The sequence below is a fragment of the Sorangium sp. So ce1153 genome, assembly GCF_051521595.1.
Lineage (GTDB): Bacteria > Myxococcota_A > Polyangia > Polyangiales > Polyangiaceae > Sorangium.
Genome location: NZ_CP150361.1, coordinates 11,987,152 through 12,009,466 on the forward strand (window position 1 = coordinate 11,987,152; position 22,315 = coordinate 12,009,466).

General features: G+C 72.3%; 17 protein-coding genes. 12 read left to right on the forward strand and 5 right to left on the reverse strand.

Translation table 11 applies throughout. The features are described 5' to 3' along the window. The first annotated feature begins 328 nt into the window (after window positions 1–328). The 6 genes from WME85_RS43545 to nusB all read left to right on the forward strand — a co-directional run bounded on the left by WME85_RS43545 (window position 329) and on the right by nusB (window position 6,537). Entirely contained in the window at window positions 329–3,106 is a 2,778-nt protein-coding gene (locus WME85_RS43545) for an Rne/Rng family ribonuclease (RefSeq protein WP_437830115.1), read from the forward strand. Window positions 3,107–3,112: 6 nt separating this feature from the next. Beyond that, the gene (locus tag WME85_RS43550; RefSeq protein WP_436620621.1) at window positions 3,113–3,484 is read left to right on the forward strand and encodes a PilZ domain-containing protein; all 372 of its coding nucleotides are present in this window, start codon (window positions 3,113–3,115) and stop codon (window positions 3,482–3,484) included. 16 nt (window positions 3,485–3,500) lie between these two features. Next, entirely contained in the window at window positions 3,501–4,244 is a 744-nt protein-coding gene (locus WME85_RS43555; protein ID WP_437830116.1) for a riboflavin synthase, read from the forward strand. Between the two features lie 67 nt (window positions 4,245–4,311). Then, the gene (gene ribB, locus WME85_RS43560; RefSeq protein ID WP_437830117.1) at window positions 4,312–5,469 is read left to right on the forward strand and encodes a 3,4-dihydroxy-2-butanone-4-phosphate synthase; all 1,158 of its coding nucleotides are present in this window, start codon (window positions 4,312–4,314) and stop codon (window positions 5,467–5,469) included. Between the two features lie 119 nt (window positions 5,470–5,588). Next, window positions 5,589–6,098 carry a 6,7-dimethyl-8-ribityllumazine synthase gene (gene ribH / locus WME85_RS43565; protein ID WP_437830118.1) on the forward strand — a complete coding sequence of 170 codons (510 nt, stop codon included), beginning with the start codon at window positions 5,589–5,591 and terminating at the stop codon, window positions 6,096–6,098. Window positions 6,099–6,114: 16 nt separating this feature from the next. Next, window positions 6,115–6,537, forward strand: a complete 423-nt coding sequence (gene nusB / locus WME85_RS43570; protein ID WP_437830119.1) for a transcription antitermination factor NusB — start codon at window positions 6,115–6,117, stop codon at window positions 6,535–6,537. Between the two features lie 63 nt (window positions 6,538–6,600). Here nusB and WME85_RS43575 read toward each other — a convergent pair whose 3' ends face one another. From WME85_RS43575 to WME85_RS43590, 4 genes are all read right to left on the reverse strand, one after another. Further along, window positions 6,601–9,057, reverse strand: a complete 2,457-nt coding sequence (locus WME85_RS43575; RefSeq protein ID WP_437830120.1) for an endonuclease MutS2 — start codon at window positions 9,055–9,057, stop codon at window positions 6,601–6,603. After that, entirely contained in the window at window positions 9,057–11,003 is a 1,947-nt protein-coding gene (locus WME85_RS43580; RefSeq protein ID WP_437830121.1) for a sigma 54-interacting transcriptional regulator, read from the reverse strand. The genes WME85_RS43575 and WME85_RS43580 overlap by 1 nt, the downstream gene beginning before the upstream one ends. Window positions 11,004–11,053: 50 nt before the next feature. Further along, complete coding sequence (locus WME85_RS43585) at window positions 11,054–12,103, reverse strand: hypothetical protein (protein WP_437830122.1); 1,050 nt, start codon at window positions 12,101–12,103, stop codon at window positions 11,054–11,056. Window positions 12,104–12,221: 118 nt separating this feature from the next. Then, a complete protein-coding gene (locus tag WME85_RS43590; RefSeq protein WP_437304974.1) occupies window positions 12,222–13,220 on the reverse strand; it encodes an NAD(P)H-dependent glycerol-3-phosphate dehydrogenase in 999 nt (332 codons plus the stop codon). A gap of 107 nt (window positions 13,221–13,327) precedes the next feature. Between WME85_RS43590 and WME85_RS43595 the strand changes: the two genes are divergently transcribed. The 4 genes from WME85_RS43595 to WME85_RS43610 all read left to right on the forward strand — a co-directional run bounded on the left by WME85_RS43595 (window position 13,328) and on the right by WME85_RS43610 (window position 18,231). After that, on the forward strand, window positions 13,328–14,401 hold the full coding sequence (locus WME85_RS43595; RefSeq protein WP_437830123.1) for a hypothetical protein: 1,074 nt from the start codon (window positions 13,328–13,330) through the stop codon (window positions 14,399–14,401). A 207-nt stretch (window positions 14,402–14,608) separates the two neighbouring features. Further along, window positions 14,609–16,063 (forward strand): signal peptidase I, encoded by a 1,455-nt coding sequence (gene lepB, locus WME85_RS43600; protein WP_437830124.1) that lies wholly within the window; start codon window positions 14,609–14,611, stop codon window positions 16,061–16,063. Between the two features lie 189 nt (window positions 16,064–16,252). Then, window positions 16,253–16,945, forward strand: coding sequence for a hypothetical protein (locus tag WME85_RS43605; protein ID WP_437830125.1), 693 nt, complete (start codon window positions 16,253–16,255; stop codon window positions 16,943–16,945). A 116-nt stretch (window positions 16,946–17,061) separates the two neighbouring features. After that, window positions 17,062–18,231 carry a zinc-binding dehydrogenase gene (locus tag WME85_RS43610; protein WP_437830126.1) on the forward strand — a complete coding sequence of 390 codons (1,170 nt, stop codon included), beginning with the start codon at window positions 17,062–17,064 and terminating at the stop codon, window positions 18,229–18,231. A gap of 5 nt (window positions 18,232–18,236) precedes the next feature. Here the strand turns inward: WME85_RS43610 and kbl are convergent, their stop codons facing one another. After that, the gene (gene kbl / locus WME85_RS43615) at window positions 18,237–19,427 is read right to left on the reverse strand and encodes a glycine C-acetyltransferase (protein ID WP_437830127.1); all 1,191 of its coding nucleotides are present in this window, start codon (window positions 19,425–19,427) and stop codon (window positions 18,237–18,239) included. Between the two features lie 295 nt (window positions 19,428–19,722). On the opposite strand from kbl, the gene WME85_RS43620 reads away from it, so the two are divergent. Both WME85_RS43620 and WME85_RS43625 read left to right on the forward strand, forming a co-directional pair. Further along, window positions 19,723–20,835: a hypothetical protein gene (locus WME85_RS43620; RefSeq protein WP_437830128.1), complete on the forward strand. Its 1,113-nt coding sequence runs from the start codon at window positions 19,723–19,725 to the stop codon at window positions 20,833–20,835. Window positions 20,836–20,867: 32 nt separating this feature from the next. Beyond that, window positions 20,868–22,280, forward strand: coding sequence for a DUF4331 domain-containing protein (locus WME85_RS43625; protein ID WP_437830129.1), 1,413 nt, complete (start codon window positions 20,868–20,870; stop codon window positions 22,278–22,280). Window positions 22,281–22,315: the final 35 nt, after the last annotated feature.

Here is a 22,315-nt window from a genome sequence, read left to right on the forward strand (position 1 = left end):
TGCGCCCCCCTCCAGAGCAGCTATCGCCCGGCCGCCGCGGCGGGCGAGGAATCTGCTGTCACTGCAATCGAGAACCGCGCCCCTCGTGCCCGTGCGGCCCGCCAGGCGGGCGAGGCTCAGGGCCCGCGGGGGGAGAGGCGGGCCGAGGCGCGGCCGTTCCCGGGGGCGTGGCGGCGCGTACGCGAGGTAGCTCACGGGTGGCGGCCGGGCCGCCTCGGCGGCCTCGGGCGCTGCGACCTCAATCGCGCAGCGCGCTCCGGGTTGCGCCTTCATGGCCCGGGCAACCCGTGGTAACGCTTGGCGGCGCCGCCGATGTGCGGCATCCGACATGGGAAAGAACCTTCTCGTCATCAATGTGGACATCCGCGAGACACGCGTCGCGCTGATCGAAAATGGGATCATCGCTGAGCTGCATCTCGAGCGGGAGAGCTCCAAGGGGACGCTCGGAAACATCTACCTCGGCAAGGTCAGCCGCGTATTGCCCGGGATGCAGGCCGCGTTCATCGACGTGGGGCTCGAGCGAGCAGCCTTCCTCCACGTCGAGGACCTGATCCGGCCCGACGATTTCGAGGCGTACCTGGCAGGGCACCGCCGTCCTGCGGAGGAGGAGCGCGCCTCCTCGCGAGGCCGCGCCGCGCGCGCCAGCGAGGCGCCCGGGCCCGAAGAAAGCGAGGTGCACGAGCTATCCGGCGCAGAAGCCGCGCCCGAGAGCCCCGGCGTATCCGCCGATCACCACGAGGCTCATGAGGGCGCAGACTTCGGGGCCGAGGAAGGCTTCGAGGCCGAGGCCGCGCTCGAAGCGGAAGGCTCGCTCGAAGAGACGAGCGACGTGCCGATCGATCTGCCCACGGCGCTCGACGTGCTCGAGAGCCCGTCCGGACAGGCGTTCGCCGGTGTGGGAACGATGGTGGCGCTCGACGAGGCCGACGACATCCCCGGCCCGGAGATCGACGGCGAGCGCGGGCTCGACAGCGCCGAGGACGACGACGACGAGGAGCTCGTCGCGCCTGGCGGAGACGGAGACGCCGACGAGGCGAGCGCCGACGACGCGGGGCCGGAGGAAGCGGCCTCGGAAGAGGACGAGGACCTCGACGCGCCCGCCTACGACGTCGAGCCTGCTTCCCCACCGCGGGAGGAGACGGCCGACGTGTGGAGCGCGGCCGGAGAGCGCCCGGAGACGCTGCGCGAGGCCGGGGACAGCGGACCGGCCGAGGCGCAGGCCGACGAGGGCGCGCCGGATGAGCCCGCCGCCCGAGGCGCCGCGGGCGCGTCGCCGGTCGGGCAGGAGGAGGGCGCGCCGCCCGCCGTCGAGGGCGCGGCGGTCGCGCCGGAAGCGCCGGGCGACGAGGTGCCGCCGGCAGCGCGGGCGCGCAACGGGCGCTCGCGGGGGCGGCGGGAAGCGCGCGTGCGGCGGTCGGGGCGGACGCGCGACCGGCGCGCCAACCTGGAGGGCGGCGCCGCGCTCGAGGGGGCTGCCCCCGCGGAAGCGCGCGAGACGCCGCGCGAGGGGCGTGAAGGGAGCGAGGCGCGCGAAGGCCGCGAGACGCCGCGCGAAGGCCGCGAGACGCCGCGCGAAGGCCGCGAGACGCCGCGCGAAGGCCGCGAGGGGCGCGAGACGCCGCGCGAGGGGCGTGGAGGCCGCGAGACGCGCGAGGGGCGTGAGGCGCCGCGCGAGGGGCGCGAGACGCGCGAAGGCCGCGAGGCGCCGCGCGAGGGGCGTGAAGGGCGCGACCGCGGCGGACGAGGGCAGCAGGGCGGACGCGAGGGGCGCGGGCGCGACCAGCGGACGCGTGAGCGCGGTCGCGAGCAGCCGCGGGACGGCAAGGGCAAGAGCGCCGCGCGGGGCCAGCAAGGCTCCCGCAACTGGCAGAACGAGCCGCCGCGCATCTCGAAGTCGACCCCGATCCGCGAGGTCGTCCGCGAGGGCCAGGAGGTCATCGTCCAGGTCTCGAAGGAGCCGATCGGGACGAAGGGCGCCCGGGTCACGAGCCACATCTCGCTGCCCGGCCGCTACGTCGTGTACCTGCCGACCGTCGATCACATCGGGATCTCCAAGCGGATCGGCTCGGAAAAGGAGCGCTCCCGGCTGCGGGAGGCCATCGAGGCGATGAAGCCCCCGCAGGGCGGGCTCATCGTGCGCACGCTCGCCGAGGGCCTCACGAAGAAGCAGCTCAAGGCGGACGTCGGCTACCTCGTGCGCCTCTGGGGCGAGGTGGCGAAGAAGCGCGAGAGCGGCGTGAGGGCTCCGGCGGGGCTCTACACCGAGCTCGATCTCGTGCTGAAGACCGCCCGCGACCTCTTCACCGACGACATCGAGAAGATCGTCATCGACGACCGCGAGGAGTACATCCGGCTGCGGCGCTTCGTCGAGATGTTCATGCCCGAGCGCGCCGACGCGGTGGAGCTCTACGAGGGGACGGAGCCGATCTTCGACGCGTACGGGATCGAGGACGAGATCCAGCGCGCGCTGTCGCGGAAGGTCCCGCTCCCCTCGGGGGGGCACCTGATCATCGATCAGGCCGAGGCGCTCACCGCGATCGACGTGAACACGGGGCGGTTCGTCGGCAAGGGGTCGAAGGACCTCGAGGAGACGATCCTGACCACGAACATGGAGGCGGTCGAGGAGATCGCCTATCAGCTCCGGTTCCGCAACATCGGCGGGCTGATCATCCTCGACCTCATCGACATGGAGCGCGCCCAGAACCGGGAGAAGGTGCGGCGCCGCCTCGAGGAGCTGCTCTCCAAGGACAAGGCGAAGACCACGCTGAACCGGATCTCCGATCTGGGCCTCATCGAGATGACCCGGAAACGGACGCGCGAGAGCCTCGGGCGGACGATCCTCGAGCCGTGCTTCTACTGCGACGGGACGGGCCAGCTGCAGTCGAAGCAGACCGTCGCCTACGAGATCTTGCGGCAGATACGGCGCGAACGGATGAACCTGCCCGGCTACTCGGTCGTGGTCAACGCGCATCCGGCGGTGATCGACCTCCTGAAGAACGACGAGCGCATCGCCGTGCAAGAGGCGGAGCGGCTGTTCCAGCGCCGGATCGATCTCGTGCCCCGGAAGGAGTACCACCTCGAGCAGTTCGATCTGCAAGGCAGGTAAGGCGCCATGGCGGACGATCAGGGTTCTTCGGAGAGCAGCGAGAGCGAGTCGTTGAAGACGGGACGCAGGGAAGAGCGCGTCACCATCAACAAGGAGTTCGAGTCCTACGATGCGTTCATCAACGAGTACGTGACGAACATCTCGCGGACCGGCGTGTTCGTGCGGTCGAAGACGCCGCTCGCCGTCGGGACGAAGGTGAACCTCCGGTTCACCGTGATCATGGACGACATCGAGACGATCGAGGGCGTCGGCGAGGTCGTGCGCGTGCACGACGACCCGCAGGGGATGGGGGTCGTCTTCACCGAGCTGTCGAGCTACTCGCAGGGGCTCATCGACAAGCTCCTGACCAGCCAGGGGCACCGCACCCCGAAGGACTAGGCAGAGGGCTTCGGCGATGTTCACCGGGCTTGTCGAGACGATCGGGGTCCTGCGCCGCCGGAGCGGCGGCGCCGTGGCCCGCGCGCTCATCGAGGCGAACCTCGGGCCGCTGACGCTCGGCGAGTCGGTGAGCGTGAACGGCGCCTGCCTGACCGTCGACCGCATCGCGCCCGGCGGGTTCGAGTGCGACATGTCCTCGGAGACCCTCGGCCGCACCACGCTCGGCGCGCTGACGCTCGGCGCGCGGGTCCACCTCGAGCGGGCGACGCCGCTCGGCGCGCGCATGGGCGGACACGTGGTGCTCGGCCACGTCGACGGGCTCGGCCGCGTGAGAGAGCAGTCGCGATCCGGCGACGCGATCCGCCTCGCGGTGAGCGCGCCAGCCGAGCTCGCGCGGTTCCTGGCTCCCAAGGGCTCGATCGCCATCGACGGCGCGAGCCTCACGCTGAACGCCGTGTCCACGCCAGGCGCCGCGGAGACCTGGTTCGAGGTGATGCTGGTCCCGCACACCATCGAGCGGACGCTCCTCGGTGAGCTCCGCCCCGGCGCGACCGTCAACCTTGAAGTTGACGTGCTCGCGCGCTACGTGGCGCGGACGCTCGAGGTCGCATCGCTCGCCGGCCTGCAGGGCCGATCGAGCGGAGAGGCGCGCGAGGGCGGCGCCTCTGCCCAGCGCGACGAGGAGCGTGGAAATACGGGAGAGCATGCGGATCACGACGAACGACTCCTCGCAAAGCTGCGCGCGGGGGGATTCTGGTGAGGCTGTGTCAGCCTCGAGCGGCAAGCTCGGCCAGGACATGACCTCCGGGGGTCCGATGCCTCATCGGTTGACCATCGACAAGGCGGTGCTCGATCGGGTGAACACCGCGCTGGACCACATCCGCGCGGGCAAGATGGTGATCCTGGTCGACGACGAGGATCGCGAGAACGAAGGGGACCTCTGCATGGCGGCGGAGGCGGTGACCCCGGAGGCGATCAACTTCATGGCGATGCACGGGCGCGGCCTCATCTGCCTCGCCCTCGACGAGGAGCAGGTCGCGCGCCTCGAGCTGCCGATGATGTCGGCGCCGGGGCGGAACGGGCCGCCGCTCGGCACCGCCTTCACCGTGAGCATCGAGGCGCGCACCGGGGTGACGACGGGGATCAGCGCGGCCGATCGGGCGCACACGGTCCGGGTCGCGGCCGCGCGCGACGCCAGGCCCGAGGATCTCGTCACGCCGGGGCACGTCTTCCCGCTGAAGGCGCGCCGCGGGGGCGTGCTCGTGCGGACGGGGCAGACCGAGGGGTCGGTGGACCTCGCGCGGCTGGCCGGGCTGCGGCCGGCGGGCGTGATCTGCGAGATCATGAACGACGACGGCAGCATGGCGCGCATGCCGGACCTCGAGGTGTTCGCCGCGAAGCACGGCCTGCTGATCGTGACGGTCGCGGACCTCATCCAGTACCGGCTCCAGACCGAGCGGCTGGTCCGCCGCGTGAGCGATCGGACGCTGCGGCTCGATCTCACGGGCACGGAGTGGACCGCCTACGTCTACGAGGTCATCAACGAGCCGAGGCAGTTCCTCGCGCTGACCAAGGGCGCTGTCGCGACGCCGGAGCCGATCCTCTGCCGCGTGCACTCCGGCTCGACCATCGCGGACCTCTTCAGCTCGACGCCCCTCGACGGCGGCTCGAACCTGCGCGAGGCGCTCCTCGCGATCGAGAGCGCCGGCGTCGGCGTGGTCGTCTACATCCCCTCGCGAGGGGACCTGAGCCGCGAGCTGGAGCAGCTGAAGGGCCCGGGCCCCGACGAGAGCAGCCCCGTGGTGAAGGCGCAGCAGCCGTGGACGCTGCGGGAGTTCGGCCTCGGCGCGCAGGTGCTGGCGGACCTCGGGGTGCACCAGATCCGGCTACTCACGAACAGCCAGCCGAAGATCGCGGGGATCACCGGGTTCGGGCTCACCGTGGCCGAGCGGGTGCCGCTCGTCTCGATGAAGGGCGAGGCCTGACGCGCGGCCAAGCGATCGCGCGACCGCGCGGGCGCGCAGCGCACATGTAGAATTACGCTCCGACACGATCGCGAGCGCAAGGGCCGCGCCCCCCGCGCGGCAGGAGAGAGGAACGGCGAATGGCAGAGCAGGCGGTCGGACAGGCACAGGCGAGGGTGATCGAAGGGAACCTGGTGGTCCCGCCGGGGTCGCGCTTCGCGCTCGTGGCGAGCCGGTTCAACCACTTCATCGTCGACCGCCTGGTCGAGGGCGCGCTCGACGCCATCGCGCGGCACGGCGGCTCGCTCGAGCGGACGTCCATCGTCCGCGTCCCGGGCGCGTGGGAGATGCCGACGGTCGTGGGGCGGCTCGCGCACAAGAAGGGCGTCGACGCGATCATCACCCTGGGCGCCGTGATCCGGGGCTCGACGCCGCACTTCGATTACGTGGCGGCCGAGGTCACCAAGGGGATCGCGACCGTCTCGCTCCAGACCGGGGTGCCGGTCACGTTCGGGGTCCTCACGACCGACTCGATCGAGCAAGCGGTCGAGCGGGCGGGCACAAAGCATGGCAATAAGGGGTGGGAGGCCGCCGTCAGCGCGATCGAGATGCTCGCGCTCGGGGCGTCGCTGGACGCCGCTGGCCTGTAGACGAAGGTTCTGAGAGATGGGTGCGCGCTCGACCGGCCGTGAAGCGGCCTTGCAGATGCTGTTCGCGTTGGAAGCTGGCGGGAACTCCGCGCCGCGCGTGGTCTCCGCCTTCTGGCGCGAGACGCCGGGGGACCCGGAGGGGCGCGCCTACGCGGACGAGGTGGTGCTCGGCGTCGCGAAGGACCTCGCGGCCGTGGACGAGGCGATCCGCAAGGCGAGCACGAACTGGCGCCTGGAGCGGATGGCGCGGGTCGACAGGAACGTCCTGCGGCTCGGCGCGTGGGAGCTCATGAACCACCCGGAGGTGCCGCGCGCGGTCATCCTCGACGAGGCGGTCGAGCTGGCCAAGCGCTATGGCAGCGAGGAGAGCGGCGCCTTCGTGAACGGCGTGCTCGACCGGGTCGCCGAGAACCTCGGCCGCGTCGATCGCGACCGCTGAGCAGGCTGAGCGCGCTCAGCGCTCAGCGCTCAGCGTAGAGCCCCGCGGCGCGCACGCCCGCGATCACCACTTCAGCCACGCGACGGTGACGCCGTCGCCACCCTCGCTGGGGCCGCCCGGGCGGAGCCGCGCCACGTAGGGGCTCGCGCGCAGCGCCTCGCGGACGGCGTCGCGCAGGGCGCCGGTGCCGTGCCCGTGGACGAAGAACGTGACCTTGCGGCCCGCGCCGAGCGAGCGGTCGAGGAACTGCTCGGCCATCGCGACCGCCTCGTGCGCGCGCAGGCCGCGGAGATCCACGGTGTTGTCCGCCGTCTGGATCGGGACGTCCGGATCGGCCGCCGCGTCGAGGTCGACGCGGCGCTGCGGCGGCGCCGCGGCGGCCGGCGGCGCGCCGGTGCCGCGCAGCTCGGCGATCGACGTCGTGAGCTTGAGCGCGCCCGCGGCGACCCGCAGCTGCCCGCCCGAGAGGACCTCGACCACCTCGGCCTCGGCCCGCAGGCGCGGCACGTAGACGCGGGCGCCGACGCGGACGGCGGCCGGATCGATCGCCGGCCGCGCCGGCGGCTCTTCCTTCGGGCGCAGCTCGAGCTCGCCGCCGATCGACGTCTTCTGCCCCACCGCGTCCATGACGCGGGCGGCCGCCCGCACGTCCTCCTCGGAGGGCTTGCCGCGCAGGCGCGACTGCGCCGCCTTGAGGTCGTCGCGCGCGCGCCGCAGGCTGGCGAGCAGCGCCTCGCCCTCCCGCGTGATCACGGCGCGCTCCTTCTCCCGGAGCCGCCCGATCTCGCCGTCGAGCTCCCGCCGCTTGGCGCGGGCGCCGGCCGCCTCGCGCTCGGCGTCCTCGCGCGCGAGCTCGAGCGCGCGGCGCTCGGCGGAGAGCTTCTCGACCATCTGCTCGAAGGTGACCGCCTCCTTCGTGAGGAAGCGCTCGGCCCGCTCGAGCACGGCGGCCGGGATGCCGAACCGCCGCGCGACGGCGAGCGCGCTCGAGGCGCCGGGCACGCCGACCACGAGCCGGAAGGTGGGGCTCATGGTGGCGAGGTCGAAGCCGACCGAGGCGTTCTCGAAGCGCTGGTCGCCCAGCGCGAGCGCCTTGAGGCCCTCGTAGTGCGTGGTGCAGACGACGGTGCCGCCGCGCGCGCAGAGCGAGTCGAGCACGGCCGCGGCGAGCGCCTCGCCCTCGCGCGGGTCGGTGCCGCCGGCGAGCTCGTCGAGCAGCACGAGGGCGCCGGGGCGCGTCTCGCCGAGGATCTGCCCGAGGTTCTGCACGTGGGCGCTGAAGGTCGACAGGTTCTTGTGGAGGTTCTGTTCGTCGCCGACGTCGGTCAGCACGACGTCGAAGAGCGCGACGCGGGAGCCCTCCCGCGCCGCGACAGGCAGGCCCGCGCGGACCATCAGCGCCGCGAGCCCGAGCGTCTTCAGGGCCACGGTCTTGCCGCCGGCGTTCGGCCCGGAGACGATCATCGCCCGGCCCGCGCTCATCGAGAGGTCGCTCGGGACCACCTTCACGCCGTCGAGCGCGAGCAGCGGGTGGCGGCCGCCGTGGAGGACGATCGAGGCGGGGCGCGCCGCGCCTTCCGAGGCGCCTCGATCCGCGAAGGCGTCCTCGGGGACGTCCGGGAAGGTGAGGTCGAGGTCCCGCGCGAGCCGCGCGGCGGCGGCCCTCACGTCGGCGTGGGCCAGCGCGCGCGCCGCGGCCGCGACGCTCTCGATGTCCTCGGCCACGCGGGCGGTGAGCGCCGCGTAGATCGCGAGCTCCTCGCGCGCTACCTCGGCGTCGACCATCTTCATGCGGTTGCCCGTCTCGACGAGCACCCGCGGCTCGACGAACACGGTGGCGCCGCTCGCGCTCGTCGCGTGGACGATCCCGGGGAAGCGCTCGTGCGCGTCGGAGCGCACCGGGAGCACGTAGCGCCCGTCGCGCTCGGTCCAGTAGCGGTCCTGGAGGATGTCCTCGTGCTTCTGGATCAGGTCCTCGAGGCGGCGGACGAGCCGGTCGCGCACGGCGCGCCGCTCCGCGCGGAGCGCCTCGAGGCGGGGCGAGGCGCGATCCGAGAGCGTGCCGTCCGGATCGAAGGCCGCCGCGAGCTCGCGCGCGACGGCGTCGAGCTCCGGGTTCGTCGCGCACGCGGCGTAGAGCGTGGGCGCGATCTGGCGCCGGCTCTGCAGGTACTGCCGCGCCGTGCGCGCGGCCTCGAGCAGGCCGAGCACGGCGCGGAGCTCCTCGTTCGCGAGCGCGGCGCCGATGCGCGCGCGGTCGAGCGCGTCCTCGAGCTCCGCGACGTCGCGCGACGGCAGCGGCTCACCGGCCCGGGCGAGCTCGAACGCCTCGCGCACCTCCGAGAGCATGGTGAGCGCCTCGGCGCGCGTGGACGCGAACGGGAGGGCCCGGGCGAGCCGCTTCCCGGCGCGCGACGCACAGCGCTCGGCGAGCGCCTCGAGAATACGGTCCCACTCCAGGTCGGCGCGGGTCTTGGTCGGACAGGGGTCTGCGAAGGGCCCCTCGGGGTTGTATTCCATCACGCTTCGGTCGGATCGCGGGCCACGCCGCCGGCCCCGCTCGGCATCGGGTTCTGCTCCTTCTCGAGGTAGCGGAAGATGGTGCGCGGGTCGACGCCGAGGTCGCGGGCGGTCTGCGTGCGGTTGCCGTTGTTGCGCTCGAGCGCTTCGAGCACGTACCGCCGCTGGAACTCCTCCTTCGCCTTCTCGAGCGGCATGACCGCCGTCTCGGCGCCGGGGCCGAGGTCGAGGTCCTCCACGGCGAGCAGGGCCTGGTCGCAGAGGACCAGCGCCTTCTTGATGCGGTTCTCGAGCTGCCGGATGTTGCCCGGCCAGGAGTACTTCTTGATCGCGGCGAGCGCGGCGGGGCTGAAGCCGCGCACGGGGCTGCCGAGCTCATCGGCGTACTTCGAGAGCAGGACCTTGGCGATGATGAGCACGTCGTCGCCCCGCTCGCGGAGCGGCGGGAGCCACAGGTTCACGACGTTGAGCCGGTAGTAGAGGTCCTCCCGGAAGTTGCCGGTGCGGATCTCCTCCTCGAGGTTCCTGTTCGTGGCCGCGACGATGCGGATGTCGACCTTCTCGGGCTTCGAGTCGCCGACGCGGAAGACGACCCGCTCCTGGAGAGCGCGGAGGAGCTTCACCTGGAGGTTCAGCGGGAGCTCGCCGATCTCGTCGAGGAACAGCGTGCCCTTGTCGGCGATCTGGAACTTGCCTGGGCGGCTGGCGATGGCGCCGGTGAAGGCGCCCTTCACGTGGCCGAAGAGCTCGCTCTCGATGAGGTTCTCGGGGATGGCGCCGCAGTTGATGGTGATGAACGGGCCGCCCTCGCGCGGGCTGCGCCGGTGCAGCTCCCTCGCGATGAGCTCCTTCCCCGTCCCCGTCTCCCCGGTGATGAGCACGCTGATGTCGGTAGCCGCGACCTTCTGCAGCTTGCGGAACACCTCGAGCATCGACGGGCAAGCGCCGATGATCTCGCCGAATTTCTTGTCGTGCAGCTCGGCGACGAGCTTCGCCTTGTCGGCCCGGAGGGCGTTCAGGAGCATCGCGTTCTGGAGGATGAGCGAGGCCTGGGACGCGAAGATGCTGAGCAGGTCGAGCTGGGCGCGGTCGAAGAGGTGCTTGATCTTGTCGTTGCCGACGTAGAGCGCGCCGATGATCTGGCCCTGCGACAGGAGCGGGGCGCACATCACGCTGGAGAGCTTCATCGCGATGACGCTGTCGCTCCGCCCGAACTGCGTGTCGGCGAGCGCGTCGGAGACGATCACGGGGCGGCCCGAGGCGATCACCTGCCGCACGATGCTGTCCGAGATGCCCCCGGCCGCGTCGGTGATGGCCTCCTTGCGGACGTTGCGCGACGCGCGCACCGCGAGCTTGCGATCGCCGCCCGCCGTGGGCGCGGCCATGGCGCCGCCGCGGACCGCCGTGTCGGCCGCGGCCTCCGCGCCCTCCAGCAGCAGCAGGAACCCCTTGTCGGCGTGGGTCAGCTCGATGACGTCGTCGAGCATCGCCTCGAGGAGCTCGTCGACGCTGCGCCGGTTGATGAGCTTCTCGCTGAAGGCGAACAGCTTGCGGACGCCGGCGAGCTCCGAGGAGCCCTGCGGGGGCGCGGGCCGCTCTTCCCCGTCGGCGCCGACCGGCAGCCGCTCCTGCACGGTCGGCGCCTCGGCGAACATCGAGAACCCGACCTCGACCGCGCCGAGCTGGAGCCTGTCGCCGTGCACCAGGCGCGCGCGCCGCTTCTTCTTGCCGTTGATCGCGATCTCCCCGTCGCGCTCGCACTCCTCGAGCACGAAATCGCGCCCGTCGAACACGATCTGCGCGTGATGGTCCAGCACCCCCGCCCCCGTGACCGCGACGTCGTTTCCGAGCGCCTTGCCGATCGTCGTGACTGGCTTGTGGACGCTGTACAGGCGTGGCGCGCCCTCGGAGACAAAATACTTCAGGGTCGGCATCGAGAGGAGCATAGCAGGCGTGCCGCGGCCCCACGCAGCCGTGTTGTCCGGCGCACTGCTGCTTACCAGAGCTCTCCGAGGACGACCGCGCCCATGCCGCCTCGGTACGGCACGAGGCTGCCGCCGAGCACGCGCGCGAACGGGGGACGGGCGCGCTGCTCCTCGCTCGCGGCGACCTCGCCGGCGGGGTCCGGTTTGCCGAGAAACAATGCCCCCGCGACGAGGCCGAGGGTGCCCGCGGCGCCCTGGGCGATGAGGCCGCGGCGGGGGTCGTGATCGCTGCCGATGTACGCGAAGTAGATGGGCAACGACACCACGGTGCCGATGCCGAGGCCGCCCCACATCCACGCGAGCTGGTTCCACGAGGGCGTCCAGGCGATGGCCAGGCCGACGGCGCCCGCTGTCGCGACGTTGAAGCCGATCAGGCCGCCGAGCGACACGCTGTCGTTCGACTCGCGCCAGCTGCCGTTGCTGGCGGCGGCCCCGAACTCGCTGCCGATGATCGTGCCCCACACGGCGCCCGACGCGAGCAGCATGTTGGTCTGCGGCTTGGGCCGGAGGAGGTAGTAGAAACCCAGGCCCGCCGCGCCGCCGACGGTGGAGCCGATCACCTCGGAAGTGGCGAGCCCGAGGAAGCCCCACTCCTTGCCTTTCCTCGCGGAGACGTACTGGTAGGACGCGATCCCCAGCCCCTCGCCCGCGCCGATCACCATGCCCGTCGCGATCGCGGAAGGCAGGCCGCGCGGCATCGGCGGCTGGTCGAGGAAGTAGACGCCTACGGGCGCCGCGACGCCGAGGACCGCGGGCGCGATGAACTGCACGCCAGGGTCGTCGATGCCGGCGACCGCGTCGAACCAGATGCCCGTCCCCACGCCGTAGGCCACCGACGTGGCGTAGAGATAGCCGACCTCGAGCGGCGTCGACTTCGGCTGGGTCTTCTTCTGCTGCGGCGGCGGATAGGCGTAGCCGCCGTACGCGCCGCCGTACTGGCCCCCGTACGCGCCGCCCTGCTGGCCGCCGTAGGGCGGCGCGCCGTACTGGGCAGAGGCCGTCCAGCTGACGCTCGACACGAGGAGCGCGGAGAGGAGACTCGCGAGAGGTCGTGTGTTCATCGCGCCGCCACTTTACACGCTCACGAAAGGCGACGCGCGCGCGCAGCGCGAGAAAGTGCCTTCCCGCGGGCCGGCTCCGCGTCTCGCTCCCTCTCCTTCCCCCTCTCCTTACCCCCTCTCATTCCCTCGTGAGGGCGCGGGTCATCAGGTCGACGACGGCCTGCTGCGGCGGCTTGCCCTCGTAGAGCATGCGGTACACCTCGACCGAGATCGGCGCGCTCACGCCCAGCTTGTTCGCGAGCTCGTACGCGCTCTTCGCCGTCTTCACCCCCTCGGCGACGTGGCCGAGGCCGGCGAGGATCTCGTCGAGCTTCCGTCCCCTGCCCATCTCGAAGCCGACGGTGCGGTTGCGCGACAGCTCGCCCGTGCACGTGAGCACGAGGTCGCCCATCCCGGAGAGCCCCGCCAGCGTGAGCAGGTTCGCCCCCTTCGCCGCGGCCATGCGCGCCATCTCCGCGAGGCCGCGCGTGATGAGCCCGGCGCGCGCGTTGTGCCCGAGGCCGAGGCCGTCGCCGATGCCCGCCGCGATGGCGACGACGTTCTTGAGGGCGCCGCCCACCTCCACGCCCACGACGTCGTCGGACCAGTAGACCCTGAACCGATCGGTCGCGAGCAGGCGCTGCACCGCGTGCGTCTCCCGCTCGCTCCTGCCCGCGACCACCACGGTGGTCGGCTGGCCGGCGGCGACCTCCCGCGCGAAGCTCGGGCCCGACAGGTACGAGAGCCGCGGCTCGGCCGCGCGCCCGAGCTCGTCGACGAGCACCTCGCTCATCAGCATCAGCGAGTCGTTCTCGATGCCCTTCGTCGCGCTGCAGACCAGCGCGTCCCGCGGGATGTGGCGGCCGGCCTCGCGGACCACCTCGCGCAGCGCGTGCGACGGCACGACCACGACGACGAGCTCGGCGCCGCGCAGCGCGTCCTCGAGGTCGCTCGTCGCGCGCAGGCTCTCGGGCAGCTCCACGCCCGGCAGGTACCGGTGGTTCTGGCGCTCGCGGCCGATCCGCTCGGCGAGCTCCCCCTGGTGCGCCCAGAGCGCGGTGGGGTTGCCCTTGTCCGCCAGCAACTTCGCGAGCGCCGTACCCCAGGCGCCGGCCCCGATCACTGCGACGTTCGCCATGGCGGCGACCCTACCACCCCCGGCGCGCCGGGCCGAAAGCGACGTGACCCGCGCCGCGCGACGCGGCGCGCCGCTCGACCCGCCGGCGTTTCGTTTATGCTGCGCCCATGCTCCTCCGCACCGCCGCGCTGCGCGCGCTCGGCCTCGCGCTCTGCATCTCCCTGCTCGGGACGGTGTGCGGCGCGTGCGGCCAGGGCGCGCTCGGCGTCATGCCGGGCGTCGTGAACGATCCGGGGAACCTGTCCCTCCGCAGGGCCATCCTGGCCTTCGCGACGAGCCAGCTCTGCAGCGAGATGCGGAAGCGGAGCGTGCCGCTGCGCCTCCGCGACGACGATCCGGTGACGGGCCGCTTCTACCCGGGCTCCTGCGTCGCCCAGGAGCTCGCGAACGGCAACCTCTTCCTCCAGTTCGGCGGGAGCGGCGTGGTCTGGACCAACCTGACGAAGCGCATGAGCTTCGACGCGAGCGCCGCGGTCGAGTACGAGCACGACTTCCTGATGGATGGCGACACGATGTACGTGTACTTCCGTCAGCGCTCGACCACGGCGGCGAGCTTCACGACCCGGCTCGTCGAGCAGCCGGCCGCCATCTCGCTCGGCGGCGTGTCGCTCGCCCAGGGCAGCGCGTACGCCAACGCGCTCGGCGCCCAGCTCGTGAAGACCGAGATCGCGCGTGGGTTCACGGTCATCCGCGACGACGACGGCGCGGTGCAGTTCGGCCTCGGCATCATCGAGAAGGGGCAGCGGCCCCGCGAGCCCTACCAGCGCCGCGACAACGGCCGGCTGCTCCTGGCGAACGAGCGCACCGAGGTGCACCAGGACCAGCGCGACTACATCGGGCCGCTGGAGATCACGGGCAGCGACGAGGCGATGACGCTCACGATCGCCATCGAGGGCGCGCCGGGCGTGGACGTGATCCTCGTGCCGCGCGGCAGCGGGGAGCAGTGGCTCCAGGCTTACCTGACGCAGCCGGCGCCGGCGCCGCTCGTCGCGGCTCCCCTGCTGGACGAGCCGGTGTACTCGGGCGCCCCGTGGCGGCGGACGGTGCCGCTGCCCGAGGGGCAGTACTACCTGGTCATCGACAACACGAGCGCCGCTGGGCGGACGCAGCCGACGACATACGCCCGCGACGACCGGGCCGCCCTCGTGAGCTACGCCGTCGAGGTCGGGGACGCGCCGTGACGACGGCCGCGCGCGTGGCGCAGGGAGAACCAACACGACAGAGATGGCGCCGACGGACCGCGCGTCGCTCTCCGCGCCTGCGCACTTGCCGCGGCGGGGGTCGGCGTATACATAAGCTCTCTCTTGCCGCCGCGCCCCGATGATCAACCCCAGAGCGTACCGTCGGTCGCGGCCAATCGGCCCTCAAACTCGGAGTTCAGGCCCTCGATGAGGGGAAGCGCGAACCCGGAGCCCCGCGTCAGCGCGGCCAAGCCGGCCGGCGGCGCGGACCCGCGCTCGACCGGCAGCTCTCCGCCGCCCGGCGGCAAGGATGGCCGATTGCTGCGCTTCCTGTTCCATCTCGTGTGGATTTGCCTCGTGCCCTTCGCGCTCGCGGTCGCGAACGTCTGGCTGCTCACCCCGTCGTCCCCGGGCGCGAGCACCCAGCCGCTCCGCGTCTTCGTCGGCGAGCAGCAGATCCCGGCCGGCATCGTCCTCTTCACGATCTTCGCGATGATCCTCTGGCGGTTCCGCCACGACCTGCCGTTCGCGTCGGCGATCGGGGTCGGCGGCCGCCGGGACATCCCGCCGAAGGCGCGCGCCCGCTTCGAGGACGCCGCCGCGCTCCTGGAGGAGGCCCACCGCATCCTGCGCAGCCGCAAGCGCGAGGTCGAGCGCGAGCTGACGAGCGGCGAGCGCGAGCAGGTGGCGCAGGCGATTGCGTCGCTCGAGCGCGCGATGAGCGCCGAGACGTTCGACGCCGACGAGTTCGACGCCGCCCACAGCCGCGCCGACCGCGCGGTCGGCGAGCACCTCGGCCGCTGGCGCAAGGGCGAGATGCGCGAGTACGCGGAGTCGATCGGCATCGCCGTCGCGGTGGCGCTCATCCTGCGCGCCTTCGTCGTCGAGGCGTTCAAGATCCCGAGCGGCTCGATGATCCCGACCCTCATGGTCGGCGACCACATCTTCGTCAGCAAGTTCACCTACGGTCCGCTCATCCCGTGGACCGACCAGCGCCTCTTCTCCCGCCTGCCGCCGGCGCGCGGCGACGTGATGGTGTTCAAGTTCCCCGAGAACAAGGAGCAGGACTTCATCAAGCGGGTGATCGCCGTCCCGGGCGACACGCTGGATGTGATCAACGGCCGGCCGATCCTCAACGGCTGGCTCGTCCCACACTGTCACGTCGGTCCGTACCGCTACGAGAGCCGCCAGGCCGAGCTGTTCCTCGAGTACCTCGGGGACAGGTCGTACTTCACGCTCTACGACGCGAACCCCGACAAGCTGATGTGCGTCGACAACGAGGACTGCACGCCAGGCCTGAGCTGTCGTGCCGGCGTGTGCGGCATCCCCCGCGGTCCCTTCAAGGTGGCCGAGGAGGAGGTCTGGGTGATGGGCGACAACCGCGACAACAGCCACGACTCGCGCGAGTGGCGCGGCAAGCTCGGCGCGGGCGTGCCCTTCGAGAACATCAAGGGACGCGCGATGTTCGTGTGGATGAGCCTCGGCCCGGGCGGCGGCTTCGCGCACGACCGCCTCTTCGTGAACGTGATGGGCCGCCCGAAGCTCCCGGGCGCGCACGAGGCGGCCCTGCATGACGGGCTCGACAGGTGCCTGCGGGAGCGTCCGCCCATCTCCGAGACGACCCCGCCGCCGCCGGCCGCGCGCGCGTCGTCCAAGCGCTGATCGGCGCGGTCTGCGCTCTGTTCGGCGCGCTCTGCGCTGCTCGACGCTCGCCGCGATGGCCCGCGCTGACCGACGTGCCCGCCAGATGACCGGCACGCACGCGGGTGCGCTCCCCGTGGTGCTCGTGTACGGTGCCCTCGCCTCGCGGCCGATGTAGCGAGTCCCCGGCTCGAGGCGACGGAGGAGACGATGGCACGTACGGTCGAGATGTGGAGCCTGGTGCTCGCGGGCAGCTTGCTCGCCGGAGCAGGGTGCAGCAGGGAGGAAGCCTCGACGACGAACGGAGCGGTGACGGCCACGGCGACCCCGGTGGCGCCGGCCACGCCAGACCTCACCGCGGGGTACGTGGCCACGTACCCGACCATGGAGCCCCAGCCCGGGCGCCGGCGCCTGCTGCAGCAGTTCGCCGCGTACCAGGCGGCGGACGCGAAGTCGAAGGAGCTCGCGCGGCTCGATAACGGCGCGATCGTCGACCTCAAGGCGAGCTACCAGGACTGGATGCTCGTCGCCTTCCAGAGCGGCGGCCAGCCCACGCTCGGGTGGATCGAGCTCAAGGCCAACGACAGCCGCGCGACGACCGCGACCGAGGCCGACGCCCGAGCGGCGGCGGCTGCCCCCAAGGCGACCGGCGACGCGGGCGCCCCGACCGGCGGCAACGCGGGGACGACCGGCAGCGACGCGGGCGCGTCCAGCACGGGCGCGGGAACCGACGCGGGCGCGTCCGGCACGGGTACGGGAACCGACGCGGGCGCGTCCGGCACGGGTACGGGGACCGACGCCGGCGCGTCCGGCACCGGCGCGGGGGCCGACGCGGGCGCGGCGGACGGTGGCACGGGGCGGAAGAAGATCGAGCTGAAGAGGCCGATCGATCTGAAGAAGTAAGCACCCCCAGCGTAATTTTATGATGGCGCTCGCTCGTCCGCGCGCCACGCTACACGCGCCTGAGGCGCCCCTGCGCCAGCTCGGTGCGCCTCGAACCCAGACCTGGAGCCAGGCGCATGAGCGAGACGATGTGGGCGCTGACGTACGATCGCGAGAAGGACCCGTGGGAGTCCACCGTCGGGCTGGTCAAGCGCCAGGTCGAGCGCCCGACGCTCGACGAGGGCAAGGACCCTCGCGACCGCGCGGGCGTGCTCGTTCAGCCGATCATGACCGGCTTCTGCGGCTCCGATCGGGGCATCTGGTTCCGCACCGCCTTCAAGGACATGATCTTCAAGTCGCTCGATCGCGACCGGAAGTCGACGCGCGTCGTCGGTCACGAGCTGCTCGGCCGCGTCGTGGCCCTCGGCCCTGACGCGCGCCGGACCTTCGGCCTGGAGGTCGGCGACATCGTCTCGACCGAGAGCCACATCATCTGCGGCGCCTGCTACCAGTGCCGCGCCGGTGACACGAACGTGTGCGCCGACGACAAGATCATCGGCATCAGCGAGGACGGCTGCTTCGCCGAGCTCGTGAAGCTCCCCGCGAAGAACCTGTGGCGCACCGACATCACCAAGATCCGCCCGGAGGTCGCCGCGGTGCAGGAGCCGTTCGGCAACGCCGTCCACGCGTGCACCAAGGTGAACCTCCGCGGCAAGCGCGTGGCCGTCTTCGGCTGCGGCAGCATCGGGCTCTTCGTCGTCGCGATCGCCCGCGCGCTGGGGGCGACCTCCGTCATCGGCGTGGAGCCGTCCGAGGAGAACGCCGAGATGGCGCGCCGCCTGGGAGCGGACGTGGTCCTGCGCCCGAACACGGGGCGATCGGAGCGGCCGCACGCGAGCGACCCCGAGCTGACGGAGCGGCTCAGGGCGCTCACCGACGGCGTGGGTGTCGACGTCGCGCTCGAGATGAGCGGCTTCAACAGCAGCGTCAACAACGCCATCCGCGCCACGCGGCGCGGGGGCGACGTCATCCTGTTCGGGCTGAAGAGCGGCGACGCGGTCGTCGAGGACTTCGACCGCGTCATCGTCAACGGGCTCACCCTGCACGGCGTGGTCGGCCGCCGCATCTTCGAGACGTGGCACATCACGCGCCACCTGCTCGAGTCGCGCTCCCCGAACATCCACGACCTCCTCTGGGAGGTCATCCTGAACCGGGGCGAAGGGACCGTGTTCGACTTCAAGGACTACGACACGGCGACCTTCCAGGAGGCCATCTCGAAGCACCCGAAGGTGATCCTCCGTTACTGAGCCGCTCAGCCGACGACGCCGAGCTGGCGGCCGACCTTCCGGAAGGCGTCGATCGCCCGATCGACGTGCGCGGGCTCGTGCGCGGCGGAGAGCTGCACCCGGATGCGGGCCTCGCCCTTGGGCACGACGGGGTACGAGAAGCCGATCACGTAGATGCCCTCGGCGAGCAGCGCCTTCGCCATCTCGTTCGCGAGGCGCGCCTCGCCCAGCATGATCGGCACGATCGGGTGGATGCCCGGCTTGATGGTGAAGCCGGCCTGCGCCATCCCCTGCCGGAACCGGCGCGCGTTCTCCATCACCCGCTCGCGCAGCGAGGGCTCCGCGTCGATGAGGTCGAAGACGGCGATCGAGGCGCCGGCGATCGCGGGCGCGAGCGTGTTGGAGAACAGGTACGGCCTCGAGCGCTGCCGGAGCAGATCGACGATCTCCTGCCGGCCGGTCGTGAAGCCGCCGCTCGCACCGCCGAGCGCCTTGCCCAGGGTGGAGGTGATCACGTCGACGCGGTGCATGACCCCGCAGAGCTCCGCGGTCCCGCGCCCCGTCGGCCCGATGAACCCGGTCGCGTGCGAGTCGTCGACCATCACCATGGCGCGGTACTTGTCGGCGAGGTCGCAGATGGTGTCGAGCTTCGCCAGGTATCCGTCCATCGAGAAGACGCCGTCGGTGGCGATGAGCCGGAGCCGCTTGCCGGACGTCTTGCGGAGGATCTCCTCGAGCGCGGCCATGTCGCCGTTCGGGTAGCGGTGCCGCTCGGCCTTGCAGAGGCGGATGCCGTCGATGATCGACGCGTGGTTCAGCGCGTCCGAGATGACGGCGTCCTCCTCGCCGAGGAGCGTCTCGAACAGGCCGCCGTTCGCGTCGAAGCAGGACGAGTAGAGGATCGCGTCCTCGGTGCCGAAGAAGCGGGCGATCCTGGACTCGAGCCGACGGTGCAGGTCCTGCGTGCCGCAGATGAACCGGACGCTGGAGAGGCCGAAGCCGTGGGAGTCGATCGCCTCCTTCGCCGCGGCGATGACGGCCAGGTTCGACGAGAGGCCGAGGTAGTTGTTCGCGCAGAAGTTGAGGACCTCGGCGCCGCCCTCGGTCCGGATCGCCGGCCCCTGCGGCGTCGCGAGGATCCGCTCTTCCTTGTAGAGACCCGCCGCACGGATGTCCTCCAACGCCCGTGCATACAGTGACCGAGCGACATCGAACATGGATGTCCTTATAAAACGGGGCTGTCAGCGGGTCGACGGGGGAAGGGCGTCCGGCCCTCCCGCGCGGCGTCGCTCCCGGGCCTGAGGGCAGGCGGGCCCCCCCGGACACGGGAGGCAGGGTGCGCGCGGCTTTCTCGCGCGCGGCGCGGCCGCGGCCTACTCGACCCGGGAGGGTCGTGGCAGAACGGGTCGCGTCCGGCGCAGCGCGTCCGTTCGGCTGCCGCAGCGCGCGCCGGCGAGCGAGCCGCGCGAGCCGCAGGGGCGGCGACGCCGAGCGACGCCGGGAGGAGCAGGCATGACGGAAGCCAGGGGGGACTTCCGGCGAAGCGCCGGTGTGCTGTGCGCTGTCGCGTCGCTCGCGGCCGCCGCGGGCAACCTGGGTTGCAGCCGCGCGAAGGACGCGCCTGGACGGACGGACGCGAGCTCTGCCGGCGGGACGGGAGGCGCGAGCGCCGCGAGCGGGACCGGGGGCGGGGGCGGCGCAGGGGGCGACGCGCCCTACGCGATCGCGCCCCTCGCCCCGGCGCTCGCGTTCGACGCGACGCCGGACGCCGGCGCGGCGTACGTGTACTTCACCGGCGTCGACGCGAGCGGCAGGGCCGGCGTCTTCAGGGTGAGCGCGCGCGGCGGGGCGAGCGCCGCCGCGATCGCGGTCGGCCCGCCGTTCGTCGCGCCGCTCGGGATCGCGGCGAGCACGGACGGCGGCCGCCTCTTCGTGGCCGATCCGGGCGCGGGCAGCTCGGCGCTCGACGACGCCGGCGCCCTCTTTGCGATCGAGCTGCCCGGCGGCGCCGTCACGCCGGTCCAGGGCGGCGAGGGGCTGCGCGCGCGGGGGTTAGAGGTCGCCCACGGCGCGGACGGCGAGGCGCGGCTCGTCTTCTCGGGGCGCGCTCGCGAGGGCGGCCAGCCCGGCGTGTTCTCCGTGCCGGCGCGCGGCGGCGAGGCCTCCGCGATCGCCACAGGGAGCCCGCTCGTCGACCCGAGCGGCGTCGCCGTCGCGCGCGGGGGCGACGTCTTCGTCTGCGACCCCCTCGCGAGCCCCGACGGGACGGCGACCATCTTCAGGATCGAGGACGGCTTCGTGAGCCCGTTCGCGACCGGGCTGCGCGTCGGCTACCCGTGCGGCCTCGCGCTGACGCGCGACGAAGCGGCGCTGTTCGTGCTCGCGCGCGACGTGAGCCGGGGCGCGGACGAGGTCGTGCGGATCGAGGTGGCGTCCGGGGCGCGCTCGACGATGGCGACCGGCGCCGCGCGCCGCGGCGAGCCCGGCGGTCTGCACCGGGCCAGGGCCGCCGACGTCTTCGCGTTCGTCGATGCGTCCGTCGATGCGTCCGTCGATGCGTCCGTCGATGCGTCCGTCGATCACGCAGCCGAGGAGCAGGGCTCGGTGTTCCTGCTCAGCCAGTGAGCCGAAGAGGAGCGATGGGAGGACCCGCACGCATGATCCAGAGGCCGTCGCGCGCCGCCGCCGCCTTCGCGGCGTCGGTCGCGCTCAGCGCACCCGGCGTTGCTGCAGCGTCGAGCCACCGCGAGGCGCCGGCCATCGCGAGGGACCCGGCCGCCGACAACACCGACCTGTACGCGTGGGTGGAGGGCAGCAACCTCGTGATCCTCGCGAGCTACATCCCGCTCGAGGAGCCCGCCAGCGGGCCGAACTTCCACGGATTCTCGGACGACGTGCTCTACGAGGTGCACATCGCCCGCGGGCCGTCGAGCCTCGAGGACGCGCTGACGTACCAGTTCCGGTTCTCGACCACGCCGTACGGCGCGGCGGATCCGGCGGGGCTCACCCCGGCGCCGAGCGGCGGCAACGAGTTCTTCTCGCAGCTCGCGGGCGCAGAGCAGACGTACACCGTCACGAAGATCGAGGGCGGGGCGTCGACCGTCATCCTGGCCGGCGCGCCGGTCGCGCCGCCGAACATCGGGAGGCGAACGAACCAGCTCGCCTACCAGATCACCGGCGGCGGCTACCCTGCCTTCGCGACGTCCTCCAAGTTCCTCAAGCAGATGACCGGCGGCGAGGGGCGCGCCTGGGTCGGACCGCGCGACGACAGCTTCTACGCGGACCTCGGCCACGGGTTCGACCTCGCGGGGCTTTGCCCGCTCCTGGCCGCGCCGAACCCGTCGTGCACAGCGCGCGACAACCTCGCCGGCTTCAACGTGCACACGCTCGCGCTCGAGATCCCGCTGGCGATCGTGAACGGCGGATCGGAGCCGACGGCGGGGCCGAGCGACCAGCAGACGCTCGGCGTCTGGGCCTCGGCGAGCCGACGCAAGGTGCGGATCCTGCGCGCGAACGGCAAGGAGGACGGGCTCGGTCCCTGGGTCCAGGTGTCGCGGGTCGGGCTGCCGCTGATCAACACCTGGATCATCGGCCTGCAGGACAAGGACAAGTACAACCGCGCGCACCCGCGCGACGACCTCGCCAATTTCGGGGCCTACTTCCTGAACCCGATCCTGGTGCGCGACGCGGAGTTCGCCGGCCTTTACCGGGCCGGCCAGCCGCTCGCCGCCTTCGACCCCGAGGCGCTGAAGCAGAGCCGGACCGACCTCATCGACACGTTCAACCTGAAGCCCGCGAGCCTCGGGGGCCACAGCCTGGAGACCGTGGGCGACGTGCTCCGGATCGACCTCGGGATGCCGTCGGGCTTCCCGAACGGCCGCGCGCTCGTCGCCGGCGCGGATCACGAGCAGACCGACGTCACCGACGCCCTGCTCACGCTCCTGCTGACCGGCGCGCCCGGCGCGACGGCGGGCGACGGCGTCGCCGCGAACGACGCGCGGTTCCTCCCGGCCTTCCCGTACCTGGCGACGGCCTGGGAGGGCGCGACCCAGGGGCACTTCAAGCCCTGAGCTGCCCGGCGCGGCGCGGCGGGGCGCTCGCCCGT

Excerpts from the sequence above, each read along its gene's own strand:
- WME85_RS43575 (WP_437830120.1), bottom strand. The coding sequence starts at position 9,057 with ATGGAATACAACCCCGAGGGGCCCTTCGCAGACCCCTGTCCGACCAAG.
- WME85_RS43550 (WP_436620621.1), top strand. The coding sequence starts at position 3,113 with ATGGCGGACGATCAGGGTTCTTCGGAGAGCAGCGAGAGCGAGTCGTTG.
- WME85_RS43585 (WP_437830122.1), bottom strand. The coding sequence starts at position 12,103 with ATGAACACACGACCTCTCGCGAGTCTCCTCTCCGCGCTCCTCGTGTCG.
- WME85_RS43625 (WP_437830129.1), top strand. The coding sequence starts at position 20,868 with ATGATCCAGAGGCCGTCGCGCGCCGCCGCCGCCTTCGCGGCGTCGGTC.
- WME85_RS43555 (WP_437830116.1), top strand. The coding sequence starts at position 3,501 with ATGTTCACCGGGCTTGTCGAGACGATCGGGGTCCTGCGCCGCCGGAGC.
- WME85_RS43620 (WP_437830128.1), top strand. The coding sequence starts at position 19,723 with ATGACGGAAGCCAGGGGGGACTTCCGGCGAAGCGCCGGTGTGCTGTGC.
- WME85_RS43595 (WP_437830123.1), top strand. The coding sequence starts at position 13,328 with ATGCTCCTCCGCACCGCCGCGCTGCGCGCGCTCGGCCTCGCGCTCTGC.
- nusB (WP_437830119.1), top strand. The coding sequence starts at position 6,115 with ATGGGTGCGCGCTCGACCGGCCGTGAAGCGGCCTTGCAGATGCTGTTC.
- WME85_RS43580 (WP_437830121.1), bottom strand. The coding sequence starts at position 11,003 with ATGCTCCTCTCGATGCCGACCCTGAAGTATTTTGTCTCCGAGGGCGCG.
- WME85_RS43545 (WP_437830115.1), top strand. The coding sequence starts at position 329 with ATGGGAAAGAACCTTCTCGTCATCAATGTGGACATCCGCGAGACACGC.
- kbl (WP_437830127.1), bottom strand. The coding sequence starts at position 19,427 with ATGTTCGATGTCGCTCGGTCACTGTATGCACGGGCGTTGGAGGACATC.
- WME85_RS43590 (WP_437304974.1), bottom strand. The coding sequence starts at position 13,220 with ATGGCGAACGTCGCAGTGATCGGGGCCGGCGCCTGGGGTACGGCGCTC.
- lepB (WP_437830124.1), top strand. The coding sequence starts at position 14,609 with ATGAGGGGAAGCGCGAACCCGGAGCCCCGCGTCAGCGCGGCCAAGCCG.
- WME85_RS43610 (WP_437830126.1), top strand. The coding sequence starts at position 17,062 with ATGAGCGAGACGATGTGGGCGCTGACGTACGATCGCGAGAAGGACCCG.
- WME85_RS43605 (WP_437830125.1), top strand. The coding sequence starts at position 16,253 with ATGGCACGTACGGTCGAGATGTGGAGCCTGGTGCTCGCGGGCAGCTTG.
- ribH (WP_437830118.1), top strand. The coding sequence starts at position 5,589 with ATGGCAGAGCAGGCGGTCGGACAGGCACAGGCGAGGGTGATCGAAGGG.